General features: G+C 60.6%; 21 protein-coding genes and 1 other RNA gene. 12 read left to right on the forward strand and 10 right to left on the reverse strand.

Annotation, left to right across the window (positions count from 1 at the left end):
• Positions 1 to 14: 14 nt before the first annotated feature.
• The 4 genes from BSZ35_RS04600 (at position 15) to BSZ35_RS04615 (ending at position 4003) form a co-directional block, all read left to right on the forward strand.
• Positions 15 to 1025 carry a hypothetical protein gene (locus tag BSZ35_RS04600; protein WP_105011347.1) on the forward strand — a complete coding sequence of 337 codons (1011 nt, stop codon included), beginning with the start codon at positions 15 to 17 and terminating at the stop codon, positions 1023 to 1025.
• A 159-nt stretch (positions 1026 to 1184) separates the two neighbouring features.
• The gene (gene fahA, locus BSZ35_RS04605; protein WP_105011348.1) at positions 1185 to 2474 is read left to right on the forward strand and encodes a fumarylacetoacetase; all 1290 of its coding nucleotides are present in this window, start codon (positions 1185 to 1187) and stop codon (positions 2472 to 2474) included.
• 286 nt (positions 2475 to 2760) lie between these two features.
• On the forward strand, positions 2761 to 3213 hold the full coding sequence (locus tag BSZ35_RS04610) for an Hsp20/alpha crystallin family protein (protein ID WP_105011349.1): 453 nt from the start codon (positions 2761 to 2763) through the stop codon (positions 3211 to 3213).
• A gap of 145 nt (positions 3214 to 3358) precedes the next feature.
• A complete protein-coding gene (locus tag BSZ35_RS04615; RefSeq protein ID WP_105011350.1) occupies positions 3359 to 4003 on the forward strand; it encodes a CoA pyrophosphatase in 645 nt (214 codons plus the stop codon).
• A 153-nt stretch (positions 4004 to 4156) separates the two neighbouring features.
• Here BSZ35_RS04615 and otsB read toward each other — a convergent pair whose 3' ends face one another.
• The 5 genes from otsB to BSZ35_RS04640 form a co-directional block, all read right to left on the reverse strand.
• Positions 4157 to 4855, reverse strand: a complete 699-nt coding sequence (otsB, locus tag BSZ35_RS04620; RefSeq protein ID WP_105011351.1) for a trehalose-phosphatase — start codon at positions 4853 to 4855, stop codon at positions 4157 to 4159.
• 37 nt (positions 4856 to 4892) lie between these two features.
• Positions 4893 to 6257, reverse strand: a complete 1365-nt coding sequence (locus BSZ35_RS04625; protein ID WP_105011352.1) for a trehalose-6-phosphate synthase — start codon at positions 6255 to 6257, stop codon at positions 4893 to 4895.
• A 342-nt stretch (positions 6258 to 6599) separates the two neighbouring features.
• A complete protein-coding gene (locus BSZ35_RS04630; RefSeq protein ID WP_105011353.1) occupies positions 6600 to 7535 on the reverse strand; it encodes a glycerophosphodiester phosphodiesterase family protein in 936 nt (311 codons plus the stop codon).
• Positions 7536 to 7679: 144 nt separating this feature from the next.
• A complete protein-coding gene (locus BSZ35_RS04635; protein ID WP_105011354.1) occupies positions 7680 to 8099 on the reverse strand; it encodes a hypothetical protein in 420 nt (139 codons plus the stop codon).
• A gap of 58 nt (positions 8100 to 8157) precedes the next feature.
• On the reverse strand, positions 8158 to 8973 hold the full coding sequence (locus tag BSZ35_RS04640) for a ParA family protein (protein ID WP_181149180.1): 816 nt from the start codon (positions 8971 to 8973) through the stop codon (positions 8158 to 8160).
• Positions 8974 to 9495: 522 nt separating this feature from the next.
• Between BSZ35_RS04640 and BSZ35_RS04645 the strand changes: the two genes are divergently transcribed.
• Positions 9496 to 10104: a hypothetical protein gene (locus BSZ35_RS04645; protein ID WP_105011356.1), complete on the forward strand. Its 609-nt coding sequence runs from the start codon at positions 9496 to 9498 to the stop codon at positions 10102 to 10104.
• 1022 nt (positions 10105 to 11126) lie between these two features.
• Here the strand turns inward: BSZ35_RS04645 and BSZ35_RS04655 are convergent.
• On the reverse strand, positions 11127 to 11435 hold the full coding sequence (locus BSZ35_RS04655; protein WP_105011358.1) for a hypothetical protein: 309 nt from the start codon (positions 11433 to 11435) through the stop codon (positions 11127 to 11129).
• A gap of 596 nt (positions 11436 to 12031) precedes the next feature.
• On the opposite strand from BSZ35_RS04655, the gene BSZ35_RS04660 reads away from it, so the two are divergent.
• Both BSZ35_RS04660 and BSZ35_RS04665 read left to right on the forward strand, forming a co-directional pair.
• Positions 12032 to 12553 (forward strand): hypothetical protein, encoded by a 522-nt coding sequence (locus BSZ35_RS04660; RefSeq protein ID WP_105013719.1) that lies wholly within the window; start codon positions 12032 to 12034, stop codon positions 12551 to 12553.
• Between the two features lie 9 nt (positions 12554 to 12562).
• Positions 12563 to 13108 carry an RNA 2'-phosphotransferase gene (locus BSZ35_RS04665; protein WP_105011359.1) on the forward strand — a complete coding sequence of 182 codons (546 nt, stop codon included), beginning with the start codon at positions 12563 to 12565 and terminating at the stop codon, positions 13106 to 13108.
• A 146-nt stretch (positions 13109 to 13254) separates the two neighbouring features.
• On the opposite strand, the gene BSZ35_RS04670 is transcribed toward BSZ35_RS04665, so the two are convergent.
• The gene (locus tag BSZ35_RS04670; RefSeq protein WP_105011360.1) at positions 13255 to 13638 is read right to left on the reverse strand and encodes a DUF2237 domain-containing protein; all 384 of its coding nucleotides are present in this window, start codon (positions 13636 to 13638) and stop codon (positions 13255 to 13257) included.
• A 204-nt stretch (positions 13639 to 13842) separates the two neighbouring features.
• On the opposite strand from BSZ35_RS04670, the gene BSZ35_RS04675 reads away from it, so the two are divergent.
• From BSZ35_RS04675 to rnpB, 5 genes are all read left to right on the forward strand, one after another.
• The gene (locus BSZ35_RS04675) at positions 13843 to 14970 is read left to right on the forward strand and encodes an ATP-dependent 6-phosphofructokinase (RefSeq protein ID WP_105011361.1); all 1128 of its coding nucleotides are present in this window, start codon (positions 13843 to 13845) and stop codon (positions 14968 to 14970) included.
• Positions 14971 to 15015: 45 nt separating this feature from the next.
• Positions 15016 to 15933 (forward strand): NAD-dependent epimerase/dehydratase family protein, encoded by a 918-nt coding sequence (locus tag BSZ35_RS04680; RefSeq protein ID WP_105011362.1) that lies wholly within the window; start codon positions 15016 to 15018, stop codon positions 15931 to 15933.
• A gap of 90 nt (positions 15934 to 16023) precedes the next feature.
• Positions 16024 to 17157 carry a Nif3-like dinuclear metal center hexameric protein gene (locus BSZ35_RS04685; protein WP_105011363.1) on the forward strand — a complete coding sequence of 378 codons (1134 nt, stop codon included), beginning with the start codon at positions 16024 to 16026 and terminating at the stop codon, positions 17155 to 17157.
• Between the two features lie 290 nt (positions 17158 to 17447).
• Positions 17448 to 18224: a hypothetical protein gene (locus tag BSZ35_RS04690; protein WP_105011364.1), complete on the forward strand. Its 777-nt coding sequence runs from the start codon at positions 17448 to 17450 to the stop codon at positions 18222 to 18224.
• A 107-nt stretch (positions 18225 to 18331) separates the two neighbouring features.
• Positions 18332 to 18853: RNase P RNA component class A (gene rnpB / locus BSZ35_RS04695), an RNA gene on the forward strand.
• Positions 18854 to 19149: 296 nt separating this feature from the next.
• Here rnpB and secG read toward each other — a convergent pair.
• The 3 genes from secG to BSZ35_RS04710 all read right to left on the reverse strand — a co-directional run bounded on the left by secG (position 19150) and on the right by BSZ35_RS04710 (position 21026).
• Positions 19150 to 19527, reverse strand: a complete 378-nt coding sequence (gene secG, locus BSZ35_RS04700; RefSeq protein WP_258096074.1) for a preprotein translocase subunit SecG — start codon at positions 19525 to 19527, stop codon at positions 19150 to 19152.
• A 78-nt stretch (positions 19528 to 19605) separates the two neighbouring features.
• Positions 19606 to 20163, reverse strand: a complete 558-nt coding sequence (locus BSZ35_RS04705; RefSeq protein ID WP_105011366.1) for an NUDIX hydrolase — start codon at positions 20161 to 20163, stop codon at positions 19606 to 19608.
• A 146-nt stretch (positions 20164 to 20309) separates the two neighbouring features.
• A complete protein-coding gene (locus BSZ35_RS04710) occupies positions 20310 to 21026 on the reverse strand; it encodes an RsmE family RNA methyltransferase (protein ID WP_105011367.1) in 717 nt (238 codons plus the stop codon).
• Positions 21027 to 21060: the final 34 nt, after the last annotated feature.

Consider the following 21060-nt stretch of genomic DNA (forward strand, 5'->3'; position numbering starts at 1 on the left):
TGGTTTCTTTCTCCATGGAATCGCCTGAATCTCGACAGGATCTCGATCTCGTCCCGCCCAGTCTCCAAACCCTCCTGCACGAAATCGTGGACTACGCCGGCCTTTTTCCCCCGGCCGACCTCACGTTGCAGCAGGCCCTTCGCAGCTATTCCGACTACCGAGACGAGTCGGAGGCCTGGATGCTTTCTCGCTTCGTACTGCCGGTCCGCCGCTTGCCAGACCTCACGCCGTTCCGCAGCTTCTTCTCACAGGGGACGCCTCACCATTTCTCGGTGCTCGGGACTGGCGGGAACGATCGGGATACGTTCCTGGACGCGCTCGCTCGCGACCTGGAGGTGATCGATGACTTCGACCAGCAGTACGGCGGTCGCGCTCAGGTGGATGTCATGGAGGTTCCCCTGCCCGCGTCCCTTCATGGGGGCTCTCAGCACGATGCCGAGGCTTTCTTTGAGGCCGTCGATCAGCGGCTCGTCCAAACGGGCACCGCCAAGCTTGATTTCTTCTTCGAGGTGCCGATGGAATCCGCCGCGGTGACCGGACTGTCCGCCCTTTGCGCCGCCCTCTCTGAGCATAACAGCCAACAGGCCGTTCCTCCCCGGTCCATCATGGGACTCAAGGTTCGCTGTGGGGGAGCCGAACCCACGGACGTCCCCTCTCCCGAACATGTTGCTGCCCTCATCGTCGGGGCCCGGAATGCCGGGATTCCATTCAAGGCAACAGCTGGACTCCACCATCCCATCCGGCACTACGACGACGGGCTCGACACCGAGATGCACGGCTTCATCAACCTGTTCGGGGCCGCTGTGCTCGCCGCGGAGCATCAGCTCGACTCCGAGGAGGTGGAGACCATCCTCCGCGAAGAAACCTCGAACAACTTCCGGTTCGAAAAGGAGGGGTTTTCCTGGCGCAACCTCAGTGCCTCCCTCGACGGCATCCGGCATGCCCGCGACCATCTCGCTCTCTCCTTTGGCAGCTGCAGCTTCGAGGAGCCAGTGGACCACCTGCGTGACCTCGATCTGCTTTAGTCGCCTCGCAACCCTCATTCATCCCCCGGCGCTGAAGCTCAATGGTGCTTCTCTCGCCGGGAGCGCATTCCAATCCCTGTCGTTGCCCGACTCTACGTGGTGCTTTGAGCACAGCGCCCTCTCCTCCCACATTCTCTCCTCTTTTCCCTCTCAATCCTCATGACGGACCCGACCACAGACCCCACGTTCGATTCCTTTCTCGACGTCGCCCCCGAAAGCCCGTTTCCCATTCAAAATCTGCCCTACGGGGTGTTCACTCCTCCGGAAGCATCGTCGCCACGGGTGGGCGTTGCAATCGGCGATCAGGTACTTGACCTAGCCCTCCTGACAGAAAACGACCTCTTTTCTCTCTCGGCCATCCAGCAGGAGCGTCCGTTCTCGAAATCGTCTCTGAACGCGTTCATGGCACTGGGGGCATCGGTGTGGCAGCCGGTGCGCGAGCGCATCCATACGTTGCTCCGCGCCGACACGCCGCCGCTCCGCGATACCCCCTCTCTCCAAACTCAGGTCTTGCACGACCGCGACGCCGTGACAATGCATCTGCCCGTGGACGTGGGGGACTACACCGACTTTTACTCCTCAGAGCACCATGCGCGGAACGTGGGCACCATGTTTCGTGGGCCTGAAAATGCGCTCAAGCCCAACTGGAAGCACCTTCCGGTAGGCTACCACGGTCGGGCCAGCAGCGTCATTTTGAGTGATACGAACGTGCGCCGCCCCTGCGGACAAACGCGCCCGAACGACGACGAGCCGCCCGTTTACGGACCAAGCCGCCTACTGGACTTCGAACTGGAAATGGGCTTCTTCACCGGTCCCGGCAACTCGCGAGAGACTCCGATCCCGATTGATGAAGCCCCGGAGCACATCTTTGGCTTTTGCCTCGTCAACGACTGGAGTGCACGCGACATTCAGGGCTGGGAATACGTGCCGCTCGGCCCTTTTCTCGGCAAGAGTTTCGCCACGACGATTTCGCCCTGGATCGTACCAATGGCGGCACTCACCCCCTTCCGTGTGCCGAGCCCCGAGCAAGACCCTACCCCTCTTCCGTATCTCCAGCACGAGGGCGACTGGGCCTTTGACGTGGACTTGGAGGTGGATCTGCAAACGGAAAATATGACCACGCCGGCGACCATCTGTCGAAGCAATTTTCGACACATGTACTGGACTGTCTGTCAGCAGCTTGCCCACCATACAGTCAACGGCTGTAACACGCGCCCGGGCGATCTCATGGCCTCCGGCACCCTCAGCGGCCCCACAGAGAGCAGTTACGGCAGCATGCTGGAGCTCTCGTGGCGCGGCGAGAATCCGATCGAGCTTCCGAGTGGAGAATCTCGCTCGTTCCTTGAGGACGGGGACCGCGTCGTGATGCGTGGACACGCTCAGGGCGACGGCTATCGGGTGGGCTTCGGAACGGCCGAGGGCACGATTCTCCCAGCCTCCTGCGAATGAAGCGTTGGCCCCTCTACTTTCCCTGCCGTCTTTTCAGGAGGGCTGACGGATCGTGCCTCTTCACTTGACGCTCTGGCAGTTGCCCTCTGTCGCTCCGTCGCCTCCGTTTACCAGTCCCGCCAACCCGTCGGATTCGACCGTCGTTATGGCAGGATGTTTCTGTGGATGTTTGAGGTGGTATAGGGGTTGCATACTGTGATGGGTGAATTGCAATGGTGAGGCTCGTGTTCATAGGACGCGGGTCTCCCCCGTTCATCACCCGTAGAATCAATCCCAGTACATACCCATGACGAGCTTGAGCCGCACCCGCAGCACCCGAACCCTTAACGACCTGCAGCGCGAGATGGATCGCGTGTTCGATCGTTTCTTCCCCTCCTCCACCGAGCGCGACGGCGATTCCTCGTCGCAGCAGGCCGTCTGGGCGCCCCGGACCGACCTCGTCGAAACGGAGGACGCCTACCGCATCCACCTGGACGTGCCGGGCGTGAGCAAGGACGAGTTGAAGATCAACTACAAGGACAACCAGCTCACCGTGAGTGGCGAGCGCGCCAGTGACCGCACCGACGAAGGCGAGGAATACGTCCGCGTCGAGCGTGCCTTCGGCCACTTCTACCGCTCCTTCACGCTGCCCCGCACGGTGAACGCGGACAACATTGAGGCCGCCTACGAGAACGGCGTTCTCACGATTACGGTGCCGAAGACGGAAGACGTGAAGCCGCGCCAGATCGAAATCCAGTAAGCGCGACGCCTTGAACCTGTCAGGCCCGCGTCGTGCGTGCGCGGGAGTGTCGATGCGAGCCCTCGGCCGGGCCTTCCCGGTCGAGGGCTTTTTTTGATAGGGGAGACGGAACTTCCACTGAGGCCGCTCCTTTTCGCGAAATGCTATGTCCGATGTCCCTACCCGTCTTCGAGAGGCCCTGACTGCCCGTCTGGCCGACCCGCTTCCCGGCCACGCGGCGCACCGGACGATGGCCCCTGATCTTTCCCCGCGTCGGAATGCACTGTCGGTCGACGGGCAAGACTGCCGCACGGCCGGCGTCCTCGTGCTCCTGCACCCGCAGGACGACGAGTGGGTCCTCGTACTCACTGTTCGGCGCGAGGAGCTTCCCGATCACGGGGGGCAAATTTCCTTTCCCGGGGGACAGATGGAGAGCAACGAGACGCTCGACGAAACGGCCCTGCGGGAAGCGCAGGAGGAAGTGGGACTGGATCCGTCATCGGCAACCCTGCTCGGTCCACTCACCCCGCTCTATATTCCGCCGTCCAACTTCTGCGTGCACCCCTTCTTGGGCATGGTGGATCATGCCCCTGTTCTCGCCCCGACCGATCGGGAAGTGGGACAGGTGCTGCGGGCCTCGCTGCCCAGATTACTGAACCCCGCCACGCGTACCGTCGAGCCGTGGACGCTCCATGGGCAGACGGTGGACGTGCCGTACTACGACGTCAACGGACACACCGTGTGGGGGGCGACTGCCATGATGCTGGCGGAGGCACTGGCCGTGATCCGAGACGTGTGGACCTCAGAGTGAGCTCCAGCAGATCGATGACACCGAATCGACCATCGGATTCGGAGAATGGTGGTCCGGAAGTGTGAACGCAATTCCGTGAGAACCACGTCCCTCCTCCGGATCACATCCGGGACAAGCTTTCCACAGCCCCCCAGCGACGCCTGCGTGTGGGGATCACACGTACTGCCGCAAATACTCGACGACCTCATCGGGACCGGCGAGCCGGTAGTCCGCCTGCGTCTCCTCGTCCCCAATCCGCACCGTTACGGCGTCGCGGGTCATCGCCTGAAGAGCCTCGAACGCATCTTCGTCCGTCGTGTCGTCGCCGAGGTACACCGGCGTGTGGTCGGGGTACTGCTCGGCAATCCGACGCACGGCCGTCCCCTTCGTAAGATGTTCCGGTCGCACCTCCACCACCTTCTTTCCCCAAATGGCATCGAGCATCGCCGGCATCGCATCCAGCCAGGTCGAGAGTCGGTCCAGGGCCTCGTCCTCATCGCGAACGGCCCGGTAATGCACCGCGAAGGCTTGGTCTTTTTCCTCGATGTCGAGCCCGTTGATCGATGGGACGGAGCGCCGGAGCTCACGGAGCGCCTGGGCCGCCTCCTCCGACATGAGCTGTTGCACTTCTCCCCCCACCGTCCCCTCCTGTGCCCCATGAAGACCGATCGCATTCAACGGCTGATCGAGAAACGAAGATAACGCCCGAAGATCGCGCCCCGTGACGATCCACACCGGAAAGCGGGCGTCGAGCTGGCGAAGCAGGGCCGGCACGTCCGGGTGTGGCATCGCCGCGTCCGGGTCCTCCACGATCGGTGCAAGGGTGCCGTCGTAGTCGAGGAAAAATAACGGGTGGTCGACAACGGGAGGCATGAAACAACGCTGGTTCGACGAAAGGAGCCAACGGGAGTTATTCCGCGAGTGCGGACAGGAAATTGTCGGCCCAGTTGTGTACGTCGAGCTTGTCGATGGTCTGCTTAAGTCCCTTGAGGCGCTCTTTCTTCTCCTCGGCCGGCATTTCAAGGGCCACCTTGATGGCGTCGGCCAGGCCGCCCTGATCGTACGGATTCACCTGTAGGGCTTCGGGCAGGAGATAGGCCGCCCCCGTAAGCTCTGAGAGGATTAGCACCCCATCCTGCGTAGCCGTCACAAATTCCTGTGTGACGACGTTCATGCCGTCGCGCAGGGGCGTAATGAGCGCCGCGTCCGCCGCCCGATAAAAAGCGCAAAGCTCGTACTGCGTGTACGTGCGGTAGCGATAGTTCACGGGCACCCAGCTTTCCCGGGCAAAGCGTCCATTGATGCGCCCCACGACCTCGTCGACCTCCCGGCGAATCTGCTGGTACGACTCCAGTTCCGTCCGGCTCGGAGTGGCAATCTGAAAGAAGCTCACGTTGCCGTGATACTCCGGATTCTCTTCGAGGAACTGCTCGAAGGCAAGCATCCGGGAGTGAATGCCCTTCGTGTAGTCGAGGCGGTCGATGCCAATGACGACATTGTCGGTGCCCAGACGCTCCCGAAATTTCTGCGCCTCCTGCTCGATGGACGGATCATGGGCCATTTCCTTGAACCGATCCACCTCAATGCCGATCGGATGGGCCTCCACGCGGGTTTCATGTCCGTCGTAGCGGATGACGTTGCCGTCCACCTCTGCCCCCAGGAGCGTCTCCGCACTCTCAATGAAGTTGTCCACGTATTCCTCCACGTGGAAGCCGATGAGGTCGCACCCCAGCATGCCACGCAGCAATTCACGCGCCCACGGCAGAATGCGAAACACCTCCATCGCCGGCCAGGGGATGTGCCAGAAGTGGCCGATGGTGGCATTGGGCCGCTCGTCTCGGATGTGCCCCGGGGAGAGCATCTGGTGGTAGTCCTGAATCCAGATCACCTCCTCCTCTCCTCCCTCCGTTTCTTCGAGCACCGCCTCGGCAAATCGCTCATTGACGTGCCGATAGGTCTCGATAAACTCCGTCTTCAGCTCCAGGTGCTGGATCAGATAGTGCGAGAGCGGCCATAAAATCTGATTGGCCATGCCGTAGTAGTAGCCATCCAGCTCTTCGGTGCTCAACGGCACTCGTCGGACGACGAAGTCCGGATCATCAGCGGGAAACTCCTGGCGCTCCGGCAGATCGGGCTCTTCGCCCATGCCGACCCAAGTCCCACCCTGATTTTCCAGCACGGGAAGAAGAGCCGTGGTCAATCCTCCGACGGAGGTTTCCCATCCATCATCGGTCTGGCGAATGGGGACGCGGTTCGCAACAACGGTTAAGCTCAACGGTCTGTAGGGCGCGTAGTGAAAAGCAGACAGACGAGGCAACGAAGGAGCCTCGAAGATACGGATCGGACCTGACAGTGTCACGCTACGACCGTACCTTCACACAAGCATATAATTGCCGTGGAAGGATGGCAAGGGCTGTCCCCAAGAAGATCGTTCGTACCCGTAACACTCCGGTATTCTCTCTCCTCCAGAGCCGTCCTCCCAGATGAGACCCTCTATGAACCTGGACGGAGCCAGTCGCCCCTCCCCATCGTTCATACGAAGGCAGTGACAGTTTCATCAACTGTCCCTACTCGCCGGCTATCCCCCTCTGCGCTCCCGTTCCTCTCCCGTCCCCTGTTATGAATCCCCTCGCCGCTGGCGCAACACGTCCCGTCCGCGATCCGGATAGTCCGTAATGAGGCCGTCAACCCCAAGCCGCAGCAGTCGCTTCATCGCAGCGGGTTCGTTTACGGTCCACGGAATGAGTTGCACACCCCGATCGTGCGCAGCAGCGACCAGGGCCTCGTCGACGAGGCGAGCATTTGGACTGTAGATGTCGGGCACGAACGAGAGTGTCGCCAAATCCTCCTCCAGGCCGTCACTTTCCGACCACCCGACCAGTAGCGCCGTGCGGACGCTTGCGTTTTGCTCGTGCACCACCTCCAACGTGCGCGGATCGAACGACTGAATTGTAGTGCGAGGGGCCACGCCCTCGTCGTCAACCACGGCTAGCACCCGCTCGGCAAAAACGGTCGGCTTGGGATGAAACGTGCCGTCCCACTCGGACCGGCTCTTCGTCTCGATATTATAGAAGATAGGCGGCCGGTCGTGCTCAGCCACGTACGCCTCCGCCATCTGAATGACATCGCGGAGACGGGGCTTTGGGGCGGCCGTCCCTTTCTGTTCGGGAAACGACGCCAGCGTGAGACTCCCGCAATCGTAATCTGCGATCTGCTCGTAGGTCATCTCAAAGATTCGGTGGCGCCCTTTCCCGTCCTCGATTCGCCCCCCCTCCGGCGTTCGACACTTCTCTTCGCCCATCCAGGGCTCATGCGACACGACCACGACGCCATCCTTGCTGATCACCACATCCATTTCCAACGTCGTCACGCCAATCTCAAGGGCTGTCCGAAACGCTGGGATCGTGTTTTCCGGCGCCAAGCCTCGCGCTCCTCGGTGTCCCTGTAAATCAAAACCCTCGGGCGACTGGGGGGACTGCGCGTTGGTGGGCGAAAACGACATGCCAAGCACGAGCACAATACACAGAACCGCGTAGCAGAACGAGAGCCGCATAGACCTGAAGAAAAGAGACTGAGTGAAAACATCGCATCGCAGTCCCCCCTCAACTGTCCCAGCACCCGGAAACAGCTTCCCTCCTCTAGATTCCATTGACCTCCGCCCCGTTTGCTCCCGACATTGCTCGGGTTCCAAGCACGACTACGGGGCCCCAAAGTCGAAGAGCGACTGCGGGCTGTCCTGCTCCAGTATCGCAACGAACCGCTGCGCATCGGCGCGGGAGGTGGCCCGCTCCCCATTTGGCTGAGCGAGCGAAAGCTGCACGAGACGCCACCCTTCCCCTACGGCTTCGTTGAGTTCATCGAGTCCCTCCTGCGATTCCCCGCGCTGCACCACAACGATCTCTTTCCGTTCTGGTCCCGTGTCCGCGGGGCCGGACGCGTCGGAAGGAGTGTCCGATGACTCATCAGACACCCACGATGGGGCTCCGTTTTCAATCGGATCGGTGTTGTTGCCCTCATCCGAAGGTGTGTCTTCCGATTCCGAGTCGTCGCCCCCCAATAAGGGATCATCTTCCGGATCATCGAAGACACTTCCGAAAAAGTCATTGTCGTCGGCCATGGTAGGATAAATCTAAAATCGAGTGCGGAACAAGCGAGAATTGATGGATGCCTGCCGGTTACGTCCGGCGGGCCTGCTTCTTCCGAACTGTGTCGTACACCGACCCGTAGCGATCGAGTCGATCGAGCACCTCTTCAACAAGCATCTGGTACTCTTCCGCTCCCTGCGAACCGGGCGCATAGTCAAACACGGACTGGCCGTGGGTCGGTGCTTCTTCGATCGCAGCATCCTGCTGAATCTCAATATCGAACACCTTCCCACCATAATGACCGCGAACCTCGTCGATGATCGCACGCGTCTGCTCGTCATCGCGTTGCACCATGGTAATGAGGACCCCAAGCACCGGAGCGGCCTCTCCCAAGCTCATCCGTACGTTCTTTACCACTTCTCCGAGACTTACGACGCCCTCCAGCGAGAGGTATGACGGCGACACCGGAATGATGAAAGCATCGGCGGCCACGAGCGCGTTGACCGTAAGCAGAGACGTGGACGGCGCACAGTCGATCAGGATGGTATCGTAGTCCTCCTCAATGCCCGCAAGGGACTGGGTGAGCCGATTTTCGCGCCCGTCGACCGAGGAGAGTTTCGTATCGGCATCGGCGAGACGGAGCGACCCCGAGAGGACATCGACATTCCTCGTAGCGGTCCCTTGAATCACGTCCGACGGCGCCTTTTCCCCAAACAGTACGGACGCGGTTGAGGGCTCAAGGTCTTCCCGATCAACCCCGAGCGCAAGCGACGCGGATCCTTGACTGTCAAGATCGACAACGAGTACGCGGCGACCCTCACGGCCAAGACCGGCCGCCAAATTGACGGTGGTCGTGGTCTTCCCAACGCCCCCCTTGTTATTGATGATTGGAATGGTTTTGAGCATGTCGGAGAACAACAGTGGTGCGGAGAGCGAGCAGTGCAACTTCGATATGCCGGACATCAGTCCGAACTGTCCACTCTCCTCCTTCCGCAAGAACCGGACCGAACCGGTTCTCAGCTCGGACGACTGCCCGGACCTCGCCTCCTTCCTTTTCTGGCCTCCTGGGACCAGTCTTTTCCATGCCTGAATGCCCCACATGTGCATCCAAGTGTCCCCCACACTGCCACAAAATGTAACCCTTCAGGGAATTTGTATTACCGAACGCCGCCCCAGGTATTCGGTTGTCCATCTGATGAGGTGAAACAAATTAACCTACCCGCAAGATTCTAGGAGAGAATTCTCACACTACCGGTGGTATAATCTCTCTTCCGACTCACTACGTACAGAATGGTTAGCTTTTATTTCACCTGATGCCGTCCCATCCACAAACCTTGCATCGATTTTGTGGGTGCGGTAGAATCACCGGTGTAAACGCCCGATTCTTCGTGGCGGCTCACAGTTACTCCCACACGTCCCGTGCAAAACATGGCCTCCACGCATACTGTCCAGGCAAACGCCATCTCTGATAACTCTTCTGCAACCGAACTCGACATCTATGCAGGCGAGTTTGCGAAACTCGTCAACCGATACGCCCCGTCTCGAACCGACGCCCCTTCAGACTGGCTCGGGCGTCTTCCCGACGAGGCTTTTCATTACTACGACCGCGGGATATCAACTTTCGGTGGTGAAGCCCAATCCCCCATCGATCGTCGGGGGCGGCTTTACCTCGTGCATACGGCTCTCCTGTTCATGTGGATGAGCTGGGGAAAAACGACGGCACGGGAACGATTTCAGTCCGATGCCCACAAGGGCACCTGCCGAACCGCCTCTCTCATCACGCTTGAACATTACAAGCGCGGAGGCGTGCTCGCCGGGTATAAGACATACGACTGGTTTTTTCAGCCGGTCGAGGAATGGACGATCTCGCTGAACTCGTCTTCGGTGACCCTCGACGCTCTTCCTCCAGACGCCGACATACGGTCCCCTCTACAGGAAAAGAGTACCATTCGAGGGACTGTCAAGCTGCTGTCGAGGCTTCGATCGATCAAGGCGGTTCCCACCCGAAGTGCCCTCCCGATTACCGGTAAAACATGACATAGGTTGATTGTCCCCACACATCGGTCCGACCTTACGTGCAGTGAGCACAATACCGGCGAATGAGACGTGATTTGCTGGGAGAAATTGACCAGTAACCGGGAGAAATTGACCAGTAACCGGGAGAAATTGACCAGTAAATGGCGCACGCATCATCTTTCTGCCTTGTGGGCGCCCCAAAGCCTCCGCCCCAAATACGAATCAAACCTGCGTGAACTCACCTCCCTGGCGTGCTTGTTGTCCGATTGGACGCTAGTGGTGCGTCACGTTTTCCATGTCGGTAGAACGATGGGCCAGTGGACTGTATTCAGGCCGCAGAATGCCGTATTCAACACAGCGTGTTCAATTCGAAACCCGACAGCTTCAGTTTGACTGGCCACTATACGCCAATTCCTTCATCTGTCCCCCGCCTCAAACGTGCTTCGTCTCGCTTCTTGCTCCCGCCGCGTACTCTGTGCCCTTGCGGTCGGCATGAGTCTCGCAATTCTGGCTTCTCTCAGTTCCTGGATTGTCCAGATCGGATCAGCGAGCCTCCCAGTGTACCTCCTCCACCTCCCCTTCTCTCTCGGCATTCCGTATCTCTTGTTGTGGGCCCCCATGGCACTGGTCTCTGCTCCATCTCAGTATAGACGCACGTACAGTTGGGGCGCCATCATCCTCGCCCTCGGACTTTCCGCCACATGGTGCGCGTTTGCGTGGATCGATCCTCTGGCAAGCCAATCTGTTACCCAGACCGTACTCTTATTCGGATGGATGGCTGGGGGCACTGTCTACGAGGTGCTCTTGATTCTGCTCGTGGCGAGCTCGTAAGCTACGCCACGGATGAGCCCCACCAGAGCTTCTTCCGTCGCTCCCGCCCCCCCACGCCGCCCCTTCTGTCCCACGTAAAGGGTAACAGCCGCGCGTCGCTGGCAATCGGTGTGCGGTCCTGTCCCAATTCGCCTCGGCCCCTGCAATATGTCCATTGCCGATGGCTCTGGTCCCATGAGCACGCCGAGTGTTTTCGCTTTCAGCGATCGAATTTACCGCTGGACGGAGGAGTCTTCTTCCGGCATCGGCCATAGTGCACCTTCCTCGTGCTCATCCTCGACGAACGGAGGCCGCTCGACGTCTCTAGAGACCTTTCGCTCTCTCTGATTCCGGGCCAGACTTGCATGGTAGACTAAAACGAGCCCCGGCATTACGAGGAGACTCGCCAGAAGCGACCACATGAGGCTTGTGGTCCACAGTCCAGCATTGCTCGGGTTAAACATCACCCCGACAAAACTCGCTATTACCCAGGACCCGATGAAGTAAAAGGAACCGACAATAATTTTGCGTACAGTGTTCATGGCAGTAGGAGCAGTCGACAATTGAGGACTGGGGCCCGGTCGGGATAGGGTGTGCATCGGAAGAACTTTTTTTAGTCTGCTAACTCCTTCCTCTTCGCAGTCACGAGTTTCAAGCTGGAGGCCGAATCGGAAGCAAAGGGGTAAGAAAGCGGATGTTTGGAATTCGTCTCCGGTCGGCCTGCCCCAACAGACGGATAGCGCCTAGCATTACAGCCGATTACAGCGCGGGCCACGAAGGGGGACCGAAGATTTATGCGCAGATCGAAGATATCGGCCCGCTTCTCCCACCCCATGCGCCAAGTTCGCCATCGCCTGTAGGCCTCTGGCGCATTTCCCCCTGTTCCCCTCATCCATAAGTGGCCCGAGCCTCCTCCCGTCTTCCGTGAATGCCGCGATACTGTTACTCTCTGACCACGAACTGAACTCAACGCCCGCATCCCTCTACGCAGAAACCCGTCTCCGTCCTTCTGGTCCCCATCTTCCCTACTGATATGCGTCTCGGAGCCTCGATTCTGCTTTTCCTGTTTCTCTTTCCGTGCGCCCTTTCCGCCCAATCGACTGTCCTTTCTGAACCCACTCAATCGACGGAGAAGACGATGAGCCCCCTTCGCACCGCACAGCACACCCACCTCTGGCGGGTGGCAGCATGGGGAAGTGCCAACGTGCTCGGCGGCCTCGCCCTAATGTGGGGCAGCGGACGAACCACCCGGTCTGCCCGGTGGCACTTCGGTGCAATGTCGGCCGGCTGGGGTGCCGTCAACGTAGGAATTGCAGCCGCAGGCCTGCTCGGCACACCGAGCACCCCACTTCCCAATCCGGCCGCCCGGCTGGCCGCCGAGCGCCAATTCCACGACATTCTGCTCTTCAATCTGGGGTTGAACGTGGCCTATTCAGCTGTGGGGGGCACGATGCTTGGGGCTGGCTACCGGGACGTGCAAAACGCAGCACGCTGGCGCGGATTTGGGACATCGCTTATTCTGCAAGGAGTTGGTCTGATGGTACTCGATGGCATTGCATTTGTCGCCTCACGCACTCGACTGGACGCCCTCCTAGACGCCCACGTAACGGCCTCCGTCTATCCGCTTCCCTCCGGTGTTGCCCTCACACTTCAGCTCTAGCCATTTCGCATGGACGACCGACTGACCCAGAGCAGCAAATTCCTGAGCTACGTCCTCCGGCACAACCCCGACGCCCTCAACCTGGACCTCGACCCGGGCGGATGGGCCGACGTAGAGACCCTCATTGAACAGGCTCGGGCAGAAGGACGCTCCCTGAGCCGGTCCCGCATCAAACACCTGATTGCGGCGGGCGAGAAAACCCGGTTCACTCTCAGTGACGACGAATCGAAGATCCGCGCCAACTACGGACATTCGATTGCGGTGGACCTCGACCTGACGCCCACTGCTCCGCCTCCTGAACTGTATCACGGCACTGCCGAGGCCGCCCTCCCCTCCATTCGCTCAGAGGGCCTGCACCCCCAGTCCCGGCAGTACGTACACCTATCTCCAACCCCAGAGGAAGCCGAATCGGTGGGCCGGCGGCATGGCACGCCCGTGGTCCTCAGGATCAAAGCCCCTGCCCTTTCTGAGGCCGGCTTCACACTCTACCGCTCGACCGAGACGGTGTGGCTCACGCGACACGTGCCGGCTCGATTCCTTCAGGTCCCGGGATAAAATCGTCTCTGGCTCTACTCAGAATGAGCCGTGACTCGCAGTCGGAAACGCCCAACAGGGGCCCTCCTCCCTGAAATCGTACGCGCCAGCGGAGCAGGAGTCCTCCGATGCTCAACCACAAGCGACAGCATCGACCCGGGGGCCCCTTATGAGGAGGAAGCATCGACGGCGTGTGCCTCCAAATCCTCCCGCGCGAGCACCTGGAGCGCGCTCTCGTGCGTTGCCGAAAGAAGAACGGGAGGAGCCACGCCCGCCTCCAACGCCTCTTGCCAGCGAGCCGCGCAGAGGCACCACCGGTCGCCCGGCTCCAGTCCGGGAAAATTCCACTCCGGTCGGGGCGTGCTCAAATCGTTCCCCTGCGCTTTCGTAAAGCGAAGGAAGGCCTCCGTCATCTCCGCACAGACCACGTGCTGCCCGGTGTCCTCCGGTCCCGTCTCACAACGTCCCGTCCGGTAAAACCCGGTCGTAGGTTCTTGTGAGCACGGTTCGAGGGGATCTCCCAGAACGTTCTTCGGCTCCTGTACTTGCATGGTAAGTTTCGTTGAGTACGAATAACCAACACGTCGTACGAGCCAACGCTCCCCCCTTGCCCGCCGTTTCTCCTGCCCCTCGTGAGGACTGTGGCTGCCCGGAACGAATCGGGAACTGCCCTGGCCCTTGCACGAGGATGCTCCAATTCCCATCTTTCGGGAGCCCCCTTGCGTGCTCTCCTTCACTCTGACGCTACCAAACGCATGGCCAAAGATCCGTTACGCGTCGGCGTTCTCACCGGAGGAGGAGACTGCCCCGGTCTCAATGCAGCTCTCCGAGCCGTCACGAAAACCCTCATTCTTCAACACGACGCCGAAGTGGTAGGCATCCGAGACGGCTACCGAGGTCTGGTGGAGCGCAGCGTGCAGCCCCTGAGCTACCAGGACGTGGGCGGCATCCTCACCCGGGGCGGTACCATCCTTGGGGCCAGCAACAAGGCCGACCCCTTCAACTACCAACCGCGCGGCGGCGCGGACGTATCAGCTCAAGCCGTCAGCACCTGCCGTAGCCTCGACCTCAATGCCCTCGTCGCCATCGGAGGCGACGGCACCATGTCGATTGCCCACGGCCTCTCGGATCTGGGCATCAACATCGTGGGGGTTCCAAAAACCATCGACAACGACTTGGCCGGCACCGACCGCACCTTTGGCTTCGATACAGCTGTCTCGATTGCGAGTGAAGCCATCGATCGCATCCACACCACGGCCCAGAGCCACCACCGGGTCATGATTATCGAAACGATGGGCCGCTACTCGGGGTGGATTGCGCTCCATGCCGGGGTGGCCAGCGGGGCCGACGTCATCCTGATCCCTGAGATCGAATACGACGTAGAGGAGGTGGCGCAGGTCTGCTTTACCCGACAGCAAGGCGGACAGCGCTTCACGATTATAGCAATCGCGGAGGGGGCCAAACCCCAAGAGGGGGAACGGGTGGTGCGGGAGCAGGTGGATAAAACCTCGGACTCTGTCCGGCTCGGCGGAATCGGTCGCGTCCTGGCCGATGACTTAGAGGATCGGCTGGATAGTGAGGTGCGCACCACCATTCTTGGCCACATGCAACGTGGCGGAACGCCAACCGCCTATGACCGCAACCTGTCTACGGCCTTTGGGGCCCGGGCCGCCTCATTGGTCGCCCAGGAACGATACGGCCGGATGGTTGCCCTCCAAAACGGAGACTTCACGACTGTTGCCCTCGCTGACGTGGCGAACAAAACCCGCACCGTGCCTCTCGACTCCCCCCTCATCGCCTCGGCACTGGACGTAGGCACCTCGTTCGGCGTCCAGAATCTGGACGACGAGCTCCCGGATTCGGACGCGCCTGCCTCCACTTAGCGACGCTCCTCTCGGTTTGCTCTCTGCCCAATCCTGCTTCTGTTGATGCACGTTCTTCTGACCGGGGCCACCGGCTACGTCGGCTCTTACATCCTCCGTGAGCTGCTCCGACAAGGCCATACGCCGCACTGTCTGGTCCGCGGCTCGGCGGCGGACCTCGCCGTACAGGACGACGCCATCCAGGTTGTCTCGGGGGACGTGACGGACCCGGCCTCACTGGAGGGCGCCTTCGTCGACTGTGACGCCGTCATCCATCTCGTGGGCATCATCGAGGAGTCCCCTTCCCGTGGCGTCACCTTCGAACGTCTACACGTGGACGCAACTCGAAACGTCGTGGAAGCGGCCCAGGAAGCCGACATCGAGCGCTTCATCCACATGAGTGCCAATGGGGCCCGTCCCGATGCTTCGACGGGGTACCAACGCACGAAATGGGAGGCGGAGGAGATCGTCAAAACCGCCAACTTTGCCCACTGGACGATTTTCCGCCCGGCCCTTCTCTTCGGAAAACCGGACCCCGGCCGGCCCGAGTTTTCCTCCCGCCTGCTTTCCGACCTGATCCGTCCCTTCCCCATCCTTCCGGTGTTCGGTGATGGCTCCTACGAATTGCAACCCGTGCACGCCACCGAAGTCGCGGAAGCCTTTGTACAGGCTCTGCAGGTGAAGGCCGCTCACCACCAAACCTACATTGCTGCCGGGCGGGACCGCTTTTCGTACGTGGAGGTGCTCGACCGCATCGCCCAGGGCGCAGGTCTTGACCCAAAACCAAAGGCCTACGTACCGCTCGTTTTGGCCCGCTTGGGCGTCTACACCGCCGGTCGGGTCGGTCTCCTTCCCATCTCTCCCTCGCAGTTCGAGATGCTCATTGAGGGGAATACCGGGGACGAGACGGCGTTCTACAGCGACTTCGATCTTTCCGCCACGCCGTACACGCCCGAAAATCTGGCGTACCTCGAAACGATGTGAGGAGTCGCATCGCTACAATTGTCCGCCGTTAACGACCAACGGCTCATCGTCGCCTGCGTCCCTTTCTAACAGACCTCTCTACAGCTCGCCATGGCCACGTCCCCAACCATCGACGGCATCACCGAAGCCCTCGAAGCGTGGGCCCCCCCGGGGTCGGCACAGGACTACGACAACGTGGGCCTTCAGGTGGGGGATGCGAACCGGTCCGTGGATACCGGTCTTCTGGCGCTCGATGCCACCCCACAGGTGCTGGACGAGGCCAAACAGCTCGATGCCGATCTTATCGTCACCCACCATCCGTTGCTCTTCCGCCCGCTCGATGGCGTGACGGCAGATGGCTACGTCTCGAATCTTGCGCTCCGACTCGCCGAAGCTGGGGTCGGGCTCTACAGCATTCACACCAATCTCGACGCGGCCCCGGGCGGCGTTTCCTTTGCGCTGGCCGACCGTCTGGGCCTCACGGACGTCGGCTTCCTCGACGGCTACGAAGATACGCTCTACAAGCTTGCCGTCTTCGTGCCGGAAGAGGCATTCGAGAAGGTTCGGCAGACTCTGGCCAACGCTGGCGCCGGCCGCATTGGCGACTATGAGGCCTGTGCGTTCGCTGTCGAGGGAACGGGCTTCTTCAAGCCGGGGGAGGACACAACTCCCCACATTGGTGAGGCCGGAGGCGACGTGGAAGCGGCCCAGGAACGAAAGCTGGAGGTAGAGGTCGCCCGCTGGCAACTCGGCGATGTCCTGGCCGCCCTTCAGGACGCCCATCCCTATGAGGAGGTGGCCTACGACCTGTATCCGGTGCATCAGAAAAACTCGCGAGCTGGACTCGGCACGCTCGGCATGCTCGACACGCCGATGCCCCTCTCGGCCTTCCTCGACCGCGTCGCCACTCAACTAGATGCTGATAGCCTCCGCTATGCGGGCACCGACGACGCAACAATTGAGCGCGTGGCGGTGTGCGGCGGGGCGGGCAGCGACTTCATCGGAACGGCACGAGGGGCCGGTGCCGATGCGTACGTGACCGCGGACGTGAAATACCACGAGTTCTTCAACGTCCTCGATACGAACGGCGACCCCGATATGGCCCTCATTGACCCGGGCCACTACGAAACGGAGGCCCTGACCGAAGCACTGCTTCGCGACTGGCTCGCCGATCGCTTTCCAACCGTGACCTGGCACCGCACCGACACGCGGACGAGTCCCATGCAGACGTACGTTCCCTCATAAGCCTCCTCCCTGCCTCCCGTTTTGCTGCGGGGCGAGGCGGCCGGAAGCTGACGTGTGACTCCACGAGTGGCACCACCTGAGGGCCTTCTCGCGCCCCCAGCCCCGTTGTCCGTATTCCGGCAGTCCTCCTCCCACAGAAAGCTGTACGAGTGCAGACTCATCTCCCCTCCGTTGTATCTTTGCACGAAATGGAAGAATCCCCAAACGGAGGCACGAACTTTTGATCGCCCCCAAGGTAAACACTGAATGGCGTTCACCCGCGTTCGAACGACATCAATAAACAGTTATATATGCCGACGGCCCAAAAGAAACGACCCTCAGTGGAGGACCAGCTTCGTGCCCTGGTCCGGCTTCAACACATTGACAATCGAATCGACCAGATTCACAAACTCCGCGGCGACCTGCCGGAAGAAATCCAGGACCTTGAAGACGAGAAGGCCGGCCTCGAAACGCGCCTCGAGAATTACAAGGAGGAGATGCAGGAGCAGGAAGTTGCTCAGCGACAGGCCGAGCTCGACATCAAGGAGGCGGAAGGCCTGATTGAGAAGTACGAGGAGCAGCAACTCGAAGTCCGCAACAATCGGGAATTCGACGCGCTCACGAAGGAGATCGAAGGCCAGAAGGAACGCATCTCCGAGGCCGAGGAAACGATCGAAGAAGCCGAGGAAACGATCGAATCCCACGAGTCGGCCATCGAGGATACCGAGCAGCGCCTCGAAGAGCTCGAAGAAGTGCTCGATGAGAAGCGCGACAAGCTTGAAGAGGTCCGCGAAGACACCGAGGAGGAAGAGTCGAAGCTCGAGGAAATCCGCGAAGAGGCGGAAGAGCAAGTCGGCTCCCGCTACCTCAAGGCCTACTCGAAGCTCCGGGATCGCCTTCGCGATGGACGCGCCGTTGTCCCGCTCAAACGTGGCGCTGCTGCTGGCTTCGCCGTCCCGCCTCAGCGACAGGTCGAAATCCGGCAGCGAAAAAATATTGTCGCCTGCGAGCACACCGGTCGCATCATCGTCGACGAGGATCTCTACAATGAAACCGTCGACGAGATGAAAGAGAAGGTCGACCTCTAGATGTCAGCGCAGATGGCTTTCACGAGCCACTGCGCTTTTTTCAATGGAGGCATTCCTCTATAGATTGGCCCCGAACCTCGGTGCCCACTCCTGCGTTTATATAATCACGTGCAGGCCAGGTCATCGCTCCGTTGGTGCCGATGTCGGGGATTCGCCCCGACTACGTCGGCATCCGCGGTGAGGAAAGTCCGAACACCACAGGGCCCCGTGCTTCCTAACCGGAAGGCTGCATCGCCTCCGATCGTTGTCGAGGCGGTGCGGAAGGCACGTGCAACAGAGAGCAGACCCGCCCCGATCTCGGGACCTTGTCCCGACAACGGTCGGGGAAAGGGGTGAAAGGGTGTGGTAAGAGCGCACCGGCGGCTCCGGTGACGGAGCCGGCCAGGCAAACCCTACGGGGTGAAAGGCCAAGTCGCACCGTGTGCTCCTCGCTGGCTTGCCAGCGTTCAGCAGCACGAAGGTCGCCCGCCGATGATCCGGACGTCCATCCGTGACCCCGGATAACGGTGCAGGTAGGCCGCTTGAGGCGGTTGGCGACAACCGTCCCAGATAGATGATGACCTCCCCGGCGCCGACACGGCGATGCCGGCCCGGGTAGACCAAATTCGGCTTATAGGCCCGTACGTTTCGCACTAAAACGACCGACGGCCTCCTGATGGAGGCGGTCGGTCGTCTTTTTTTGTACATAGAAAAGGCGAAGCGTCAATTGGCGCTTCGCCTGACGTCTCCAATAATGGGGGATCCGGTCTTTCCCAAAAGACCGACCTCCCAGAACCCGATCTATACCGCCGGAATACTGGGGACAACAATCAACATCGAACGGCGCAAAACACCGATTTCGGACACGTAGAAGCCGCTCGCGCCAATCGAATGTTGCCCGACCTCGGCTTGACCCGGAACTCCCCCTCCCCGTGCTCAAACGCTATCAGTTTCCTCCCCCTTGCGATGCTCCTCCTCCCTGCTGCCCCCCGCCCTGGTTCGGAAGCGGTGCAGCATCTCCTCCCGGACTGGGCGGAGCCTGTTGCTGCTGTTGCTGGGCCGGGCCTTCCTGCGCCCGTTGCTGAATGACACTCTGCTGCTCATCGCTCCCGATGAAGAAGTTGGTGATCACACAGAGGGCGATAAAGAGGGCGCCCAGGGTCCACGTTGCTTTTTCAAGAACATCCGGGGCCTGTCGGGTCCCAAGCACCTGACGGGTGGCCCCGCCCTGCGCAATACCGGAGAGCCCTCCGCCCTGTCCACTCTGGAGCAGAATCACCAGAATGAGTACGGCAGCAATGAGGGCGATGAAGACGACCATCATCGAAAACATAGCGTCAGCGTCCGCTTGTAAAATTCAGTGCTCGGGAAGCAAGTACGTTCTCCTGTTATCCGCAATACACTACGAGGCATCGCCTCGTTCGTTCACGTGCGCGGCGGCATACACGAGAGCAGTAACAGTTTTCATATCTTTGATCTCGCCGTTCCGTGCCTTTGCAACGGCTTCCGCAAGCCCCATCGATACAACCTTCACGAACTCTCCCTCCGTGAGGTCCTGTTCGCCCCGCTCCAGTCCGTAAGCGGCGTACACATGAATGAGCTCATTGCTATATCCGATGCACGGATACGCCGCCCCAATTTTTTCGAACCGATCGGCCCGCCACCCGGTCTCCTCCTCCAACTCTCGCGCCGCCACATCTACCGGATCTTCGTTGGGCTCGTCGAGCTTGCCGGCCGGCACCTCCAAAAATGTGCGTCGAGGAGGAAACCGGAATTGCCGCACGAGAAGCGTCTGCCCATCGTCAAAGATCGGCACGATGGCGGACGCTCCCGGATGATCGATCCACTCACGAACTGAGGTTCTCCCGTCGGGCAGGCGCACCTCATCCCGGAACGCCTTCAGTAACACCCCATCAATCAGCTCCTCGGAAGACAACGATGTTTCAGTGAGATCGCTCATAGGCGTGGGATTCATCAACGGGAACCGGGGCTCCGAACGGGGGGCTTATCCGCGTGCTCCTCCTCTGCCCGTTTTTCACACATCGCTGACCTCATCCCTCCTCCACTTGTTTCACGAAGGTTGTCCTCCCAAATCCGGGCGCATTGCTAACACGTCTGTGCCTGCAACATTACCGCGTTCAGAGCCACAACTCCTGCCGTTTCGGCCCGCAGTCGCCGTCGCCCCAGGGTCACGTGTGTGCACCCAGCCCCAACGGCCGTATTCACCTCCTCCGGTGCGAAGCCCCCCTCCGGTCCTACGAGGGCAAGAACACTCTCCGGGGCGTCTCCCAATGCAGACAGCAACGGGGTGCCGTCGCCCCCTCCGTGACAAAGCAATCGCCCCCCAGTCCTCCTGTCCTCCAAAAGCATTTTCGGTGTCTGCGGCTCGTCAAGCTCTGGCAGCCGACTCCGACGACACTGCTTGAGCGCCGCAATCATGACCTTCCGGAGCCGATCCCTCCGGATGGACTCGCGTTCCGTGCGACGGGTGCGCAGCGGCACAATCCGCCGAACGCCCAGCTCCACGGCCTTTTCGACAAATGTCTCGAACCGACTGCGCTTTTTGAGAATTCCGAGCCCGACCGTCACGTCGACCTCGGGCTCCCCCACCTCTTGTCGCGTCTCCAAAATTCCTCCCACGACCTGCTCTGCCCCTAGATGGTCAATTCGGACGCGGTACCACCCGCCCTGCCCATCCACCACTACGATCTCATCGCCCCGCTCTGCTCGAAGGACCGATCGCACGTGCCGTGCCTCCTCCTTCGGCAACACCACGCGCGATCCCCGAATGGCCGACGGCGGTGCATAAAAATTCGTCGTCATTGCTCTACTCGTCTAAAAACGGATCTATCGACTC

The sequence above is a fragment of the Salinibacter sp. 10B genome (assembly GCF_002954405.1).
GTDB lineage: Bacteria > Bacteroidota > Rhodothermia > Rhodothermales > Salinibacteraceae > Salinibacter.

What these genes read in the sequence shown, in the direction of transcription:
- BSZ35_RS04635 (WP_105011354.1), bottom strand. Translation starts at nt 8,099, where the DNA reads ATGGCCGACGACAATGACTTTTTCGGAAGTGTCTTCGATGATCCGGAA.
- BSZ35_RS04705 (WP_105011366.1), bottom strand. Translation starts at nt 20,163, where the DNA reads ATGAGCGATCTCACTGAAACATCGTTGTCTTCCGAGGAGCTGATTGAT.
- fahA (WP_105011348.1), top strand. Translation starts at nt 1,185, where the DNA reads ATGACGGACCCGACCACAGACCCCACGTTCGATTCCTTTCTCGACGTC.
- BSZ35_RS04675 (WP_105011361.1), top strand. Translation starts at nt 13,843, where the DNA reads ATGGCCAAAGATCCGTTACGCGTCGGCGTTCTCACCGGAGGAGGAGAC.
- BSZ35_RS04630 (WP_105011353.1), bottom strand. Translation starts at nt 7,535, where the DNA reads ATGCGGCTCTCGTTCTGCTACGCGGTTCTGTGTATTGTGCTCGTGCTT.
- BSZ35_RS04680 (WP_105011362.1), top strand. Translation starts at nt 15,016, where the DNA reads ATGCACGTTCTTCTGACCGGGGCCACCGGCTACGTCGGCTCTTACATC.
- BSZ35_RS04655 (WP_105011358.1), bottom strand. Translation starts at nt 11,435, where the DNA reads ATGAACACTGTACGCAAAATTATTGTCGGTTCCTTTTACTTCATCGGG.
- BSZ35_RS04665 (WP_105011359.1), top strand. Translation starts at nt 12,563, where the DNA reads ATGGACGACCGACTGACCCAGAGCAGCAAATTCCTGAGCTACGTCCTC.
- BSZ35_RS04640 (WP_181149180.1), bottom strand. Translation starts at nt 8,973, where the DNA reads ATGCTCAAAACCATTCCAATCATCAATAACAAGGGGGGCGTTGGGAAG.
- BSZ35_RS04710 (WP_105011367.1), bottom strand. Translation starts at nt 21,026, where the DNA reads ATGACGACGAATTTTTATGCACCGCCGTCGGCCATTCGGGGATCGCGC.
- BSZ35_RS04600 (WP_105011347.1), top strand. Translation starts at nt 15, where the DNA reads ATGGAATCGCCTGAATCTCGACAGGATCTCGATCTCGTCCCGCCCAGT.
- BSZ35_RS04690 (WP_105011364.1), top strand. Translation starts at nt 17,448, where the DNA reads ATGCCGACGGCCCAAAAGAAACGACCCTCAGTGGAGGACCAGCTTCGT.
- otsB (WP_105011351.1), bottom strand. Translation starts at nt 4,855, where the DNA reads ATGCCTCCCGTTGTCGACCACCCGTTATTTTTCCTCGACTACGACGGC.
- BSZ35_RS04670 (WP_105011360.1), bottom strand. Translation starts at nt 13,638, where the DNA reads ATGCAAGTACAGGAGCCGAAGAACGTTCTGGGAGATCCCCTCGAACCG.
- BSZ35_RS04645 (WP_105011356.1), top strand. Translation starts at nt 9,496, where the DNA reads ATGGCCTCCACGCATACTGTCCAGGCAAACGCCATCTCTGATAACTCT.
- BSZ35_RS04610 (WP_105011349.1), top strand. Translation starts at nt 2,761, where the DNA reads ATGACGAGCTTGAGCCGCACCCGCAGCACCCGAACCCTTAACGACCTG.
- BSZ35_RS04660 (WP_105013719.1), top strand. Translation starts at nt 12,032, where the DNA reads ATGAGCCCCCTTCGCACCGCACAGCACACCCACCTCTGGCGGGTGGCA.
- secG (WP_258096074.1), bottom strand. Translation starts at nt 19,527, where the DNA reads ATGATGGTCGTCTTCATCGCCCTCATTGCTGCCGTACTCATTCTGGTG.
- BSZ35_RS04685 (WP_105011363.1), top strand. Translation starts at nt 16,024, where the DNA reads ATGGCCACGTCCCCAACCATCGACGGCATCACCGAAGCCCTCGAAGCG.
- BSZ35_RS04615 (WP_105011350.1), top strand. Translation starts at nt 3,359, where the DNA reads ATGTCCGATGTCCCTACCCGTCTTCGAGAGGCCCTGACTGCCCGTCTG.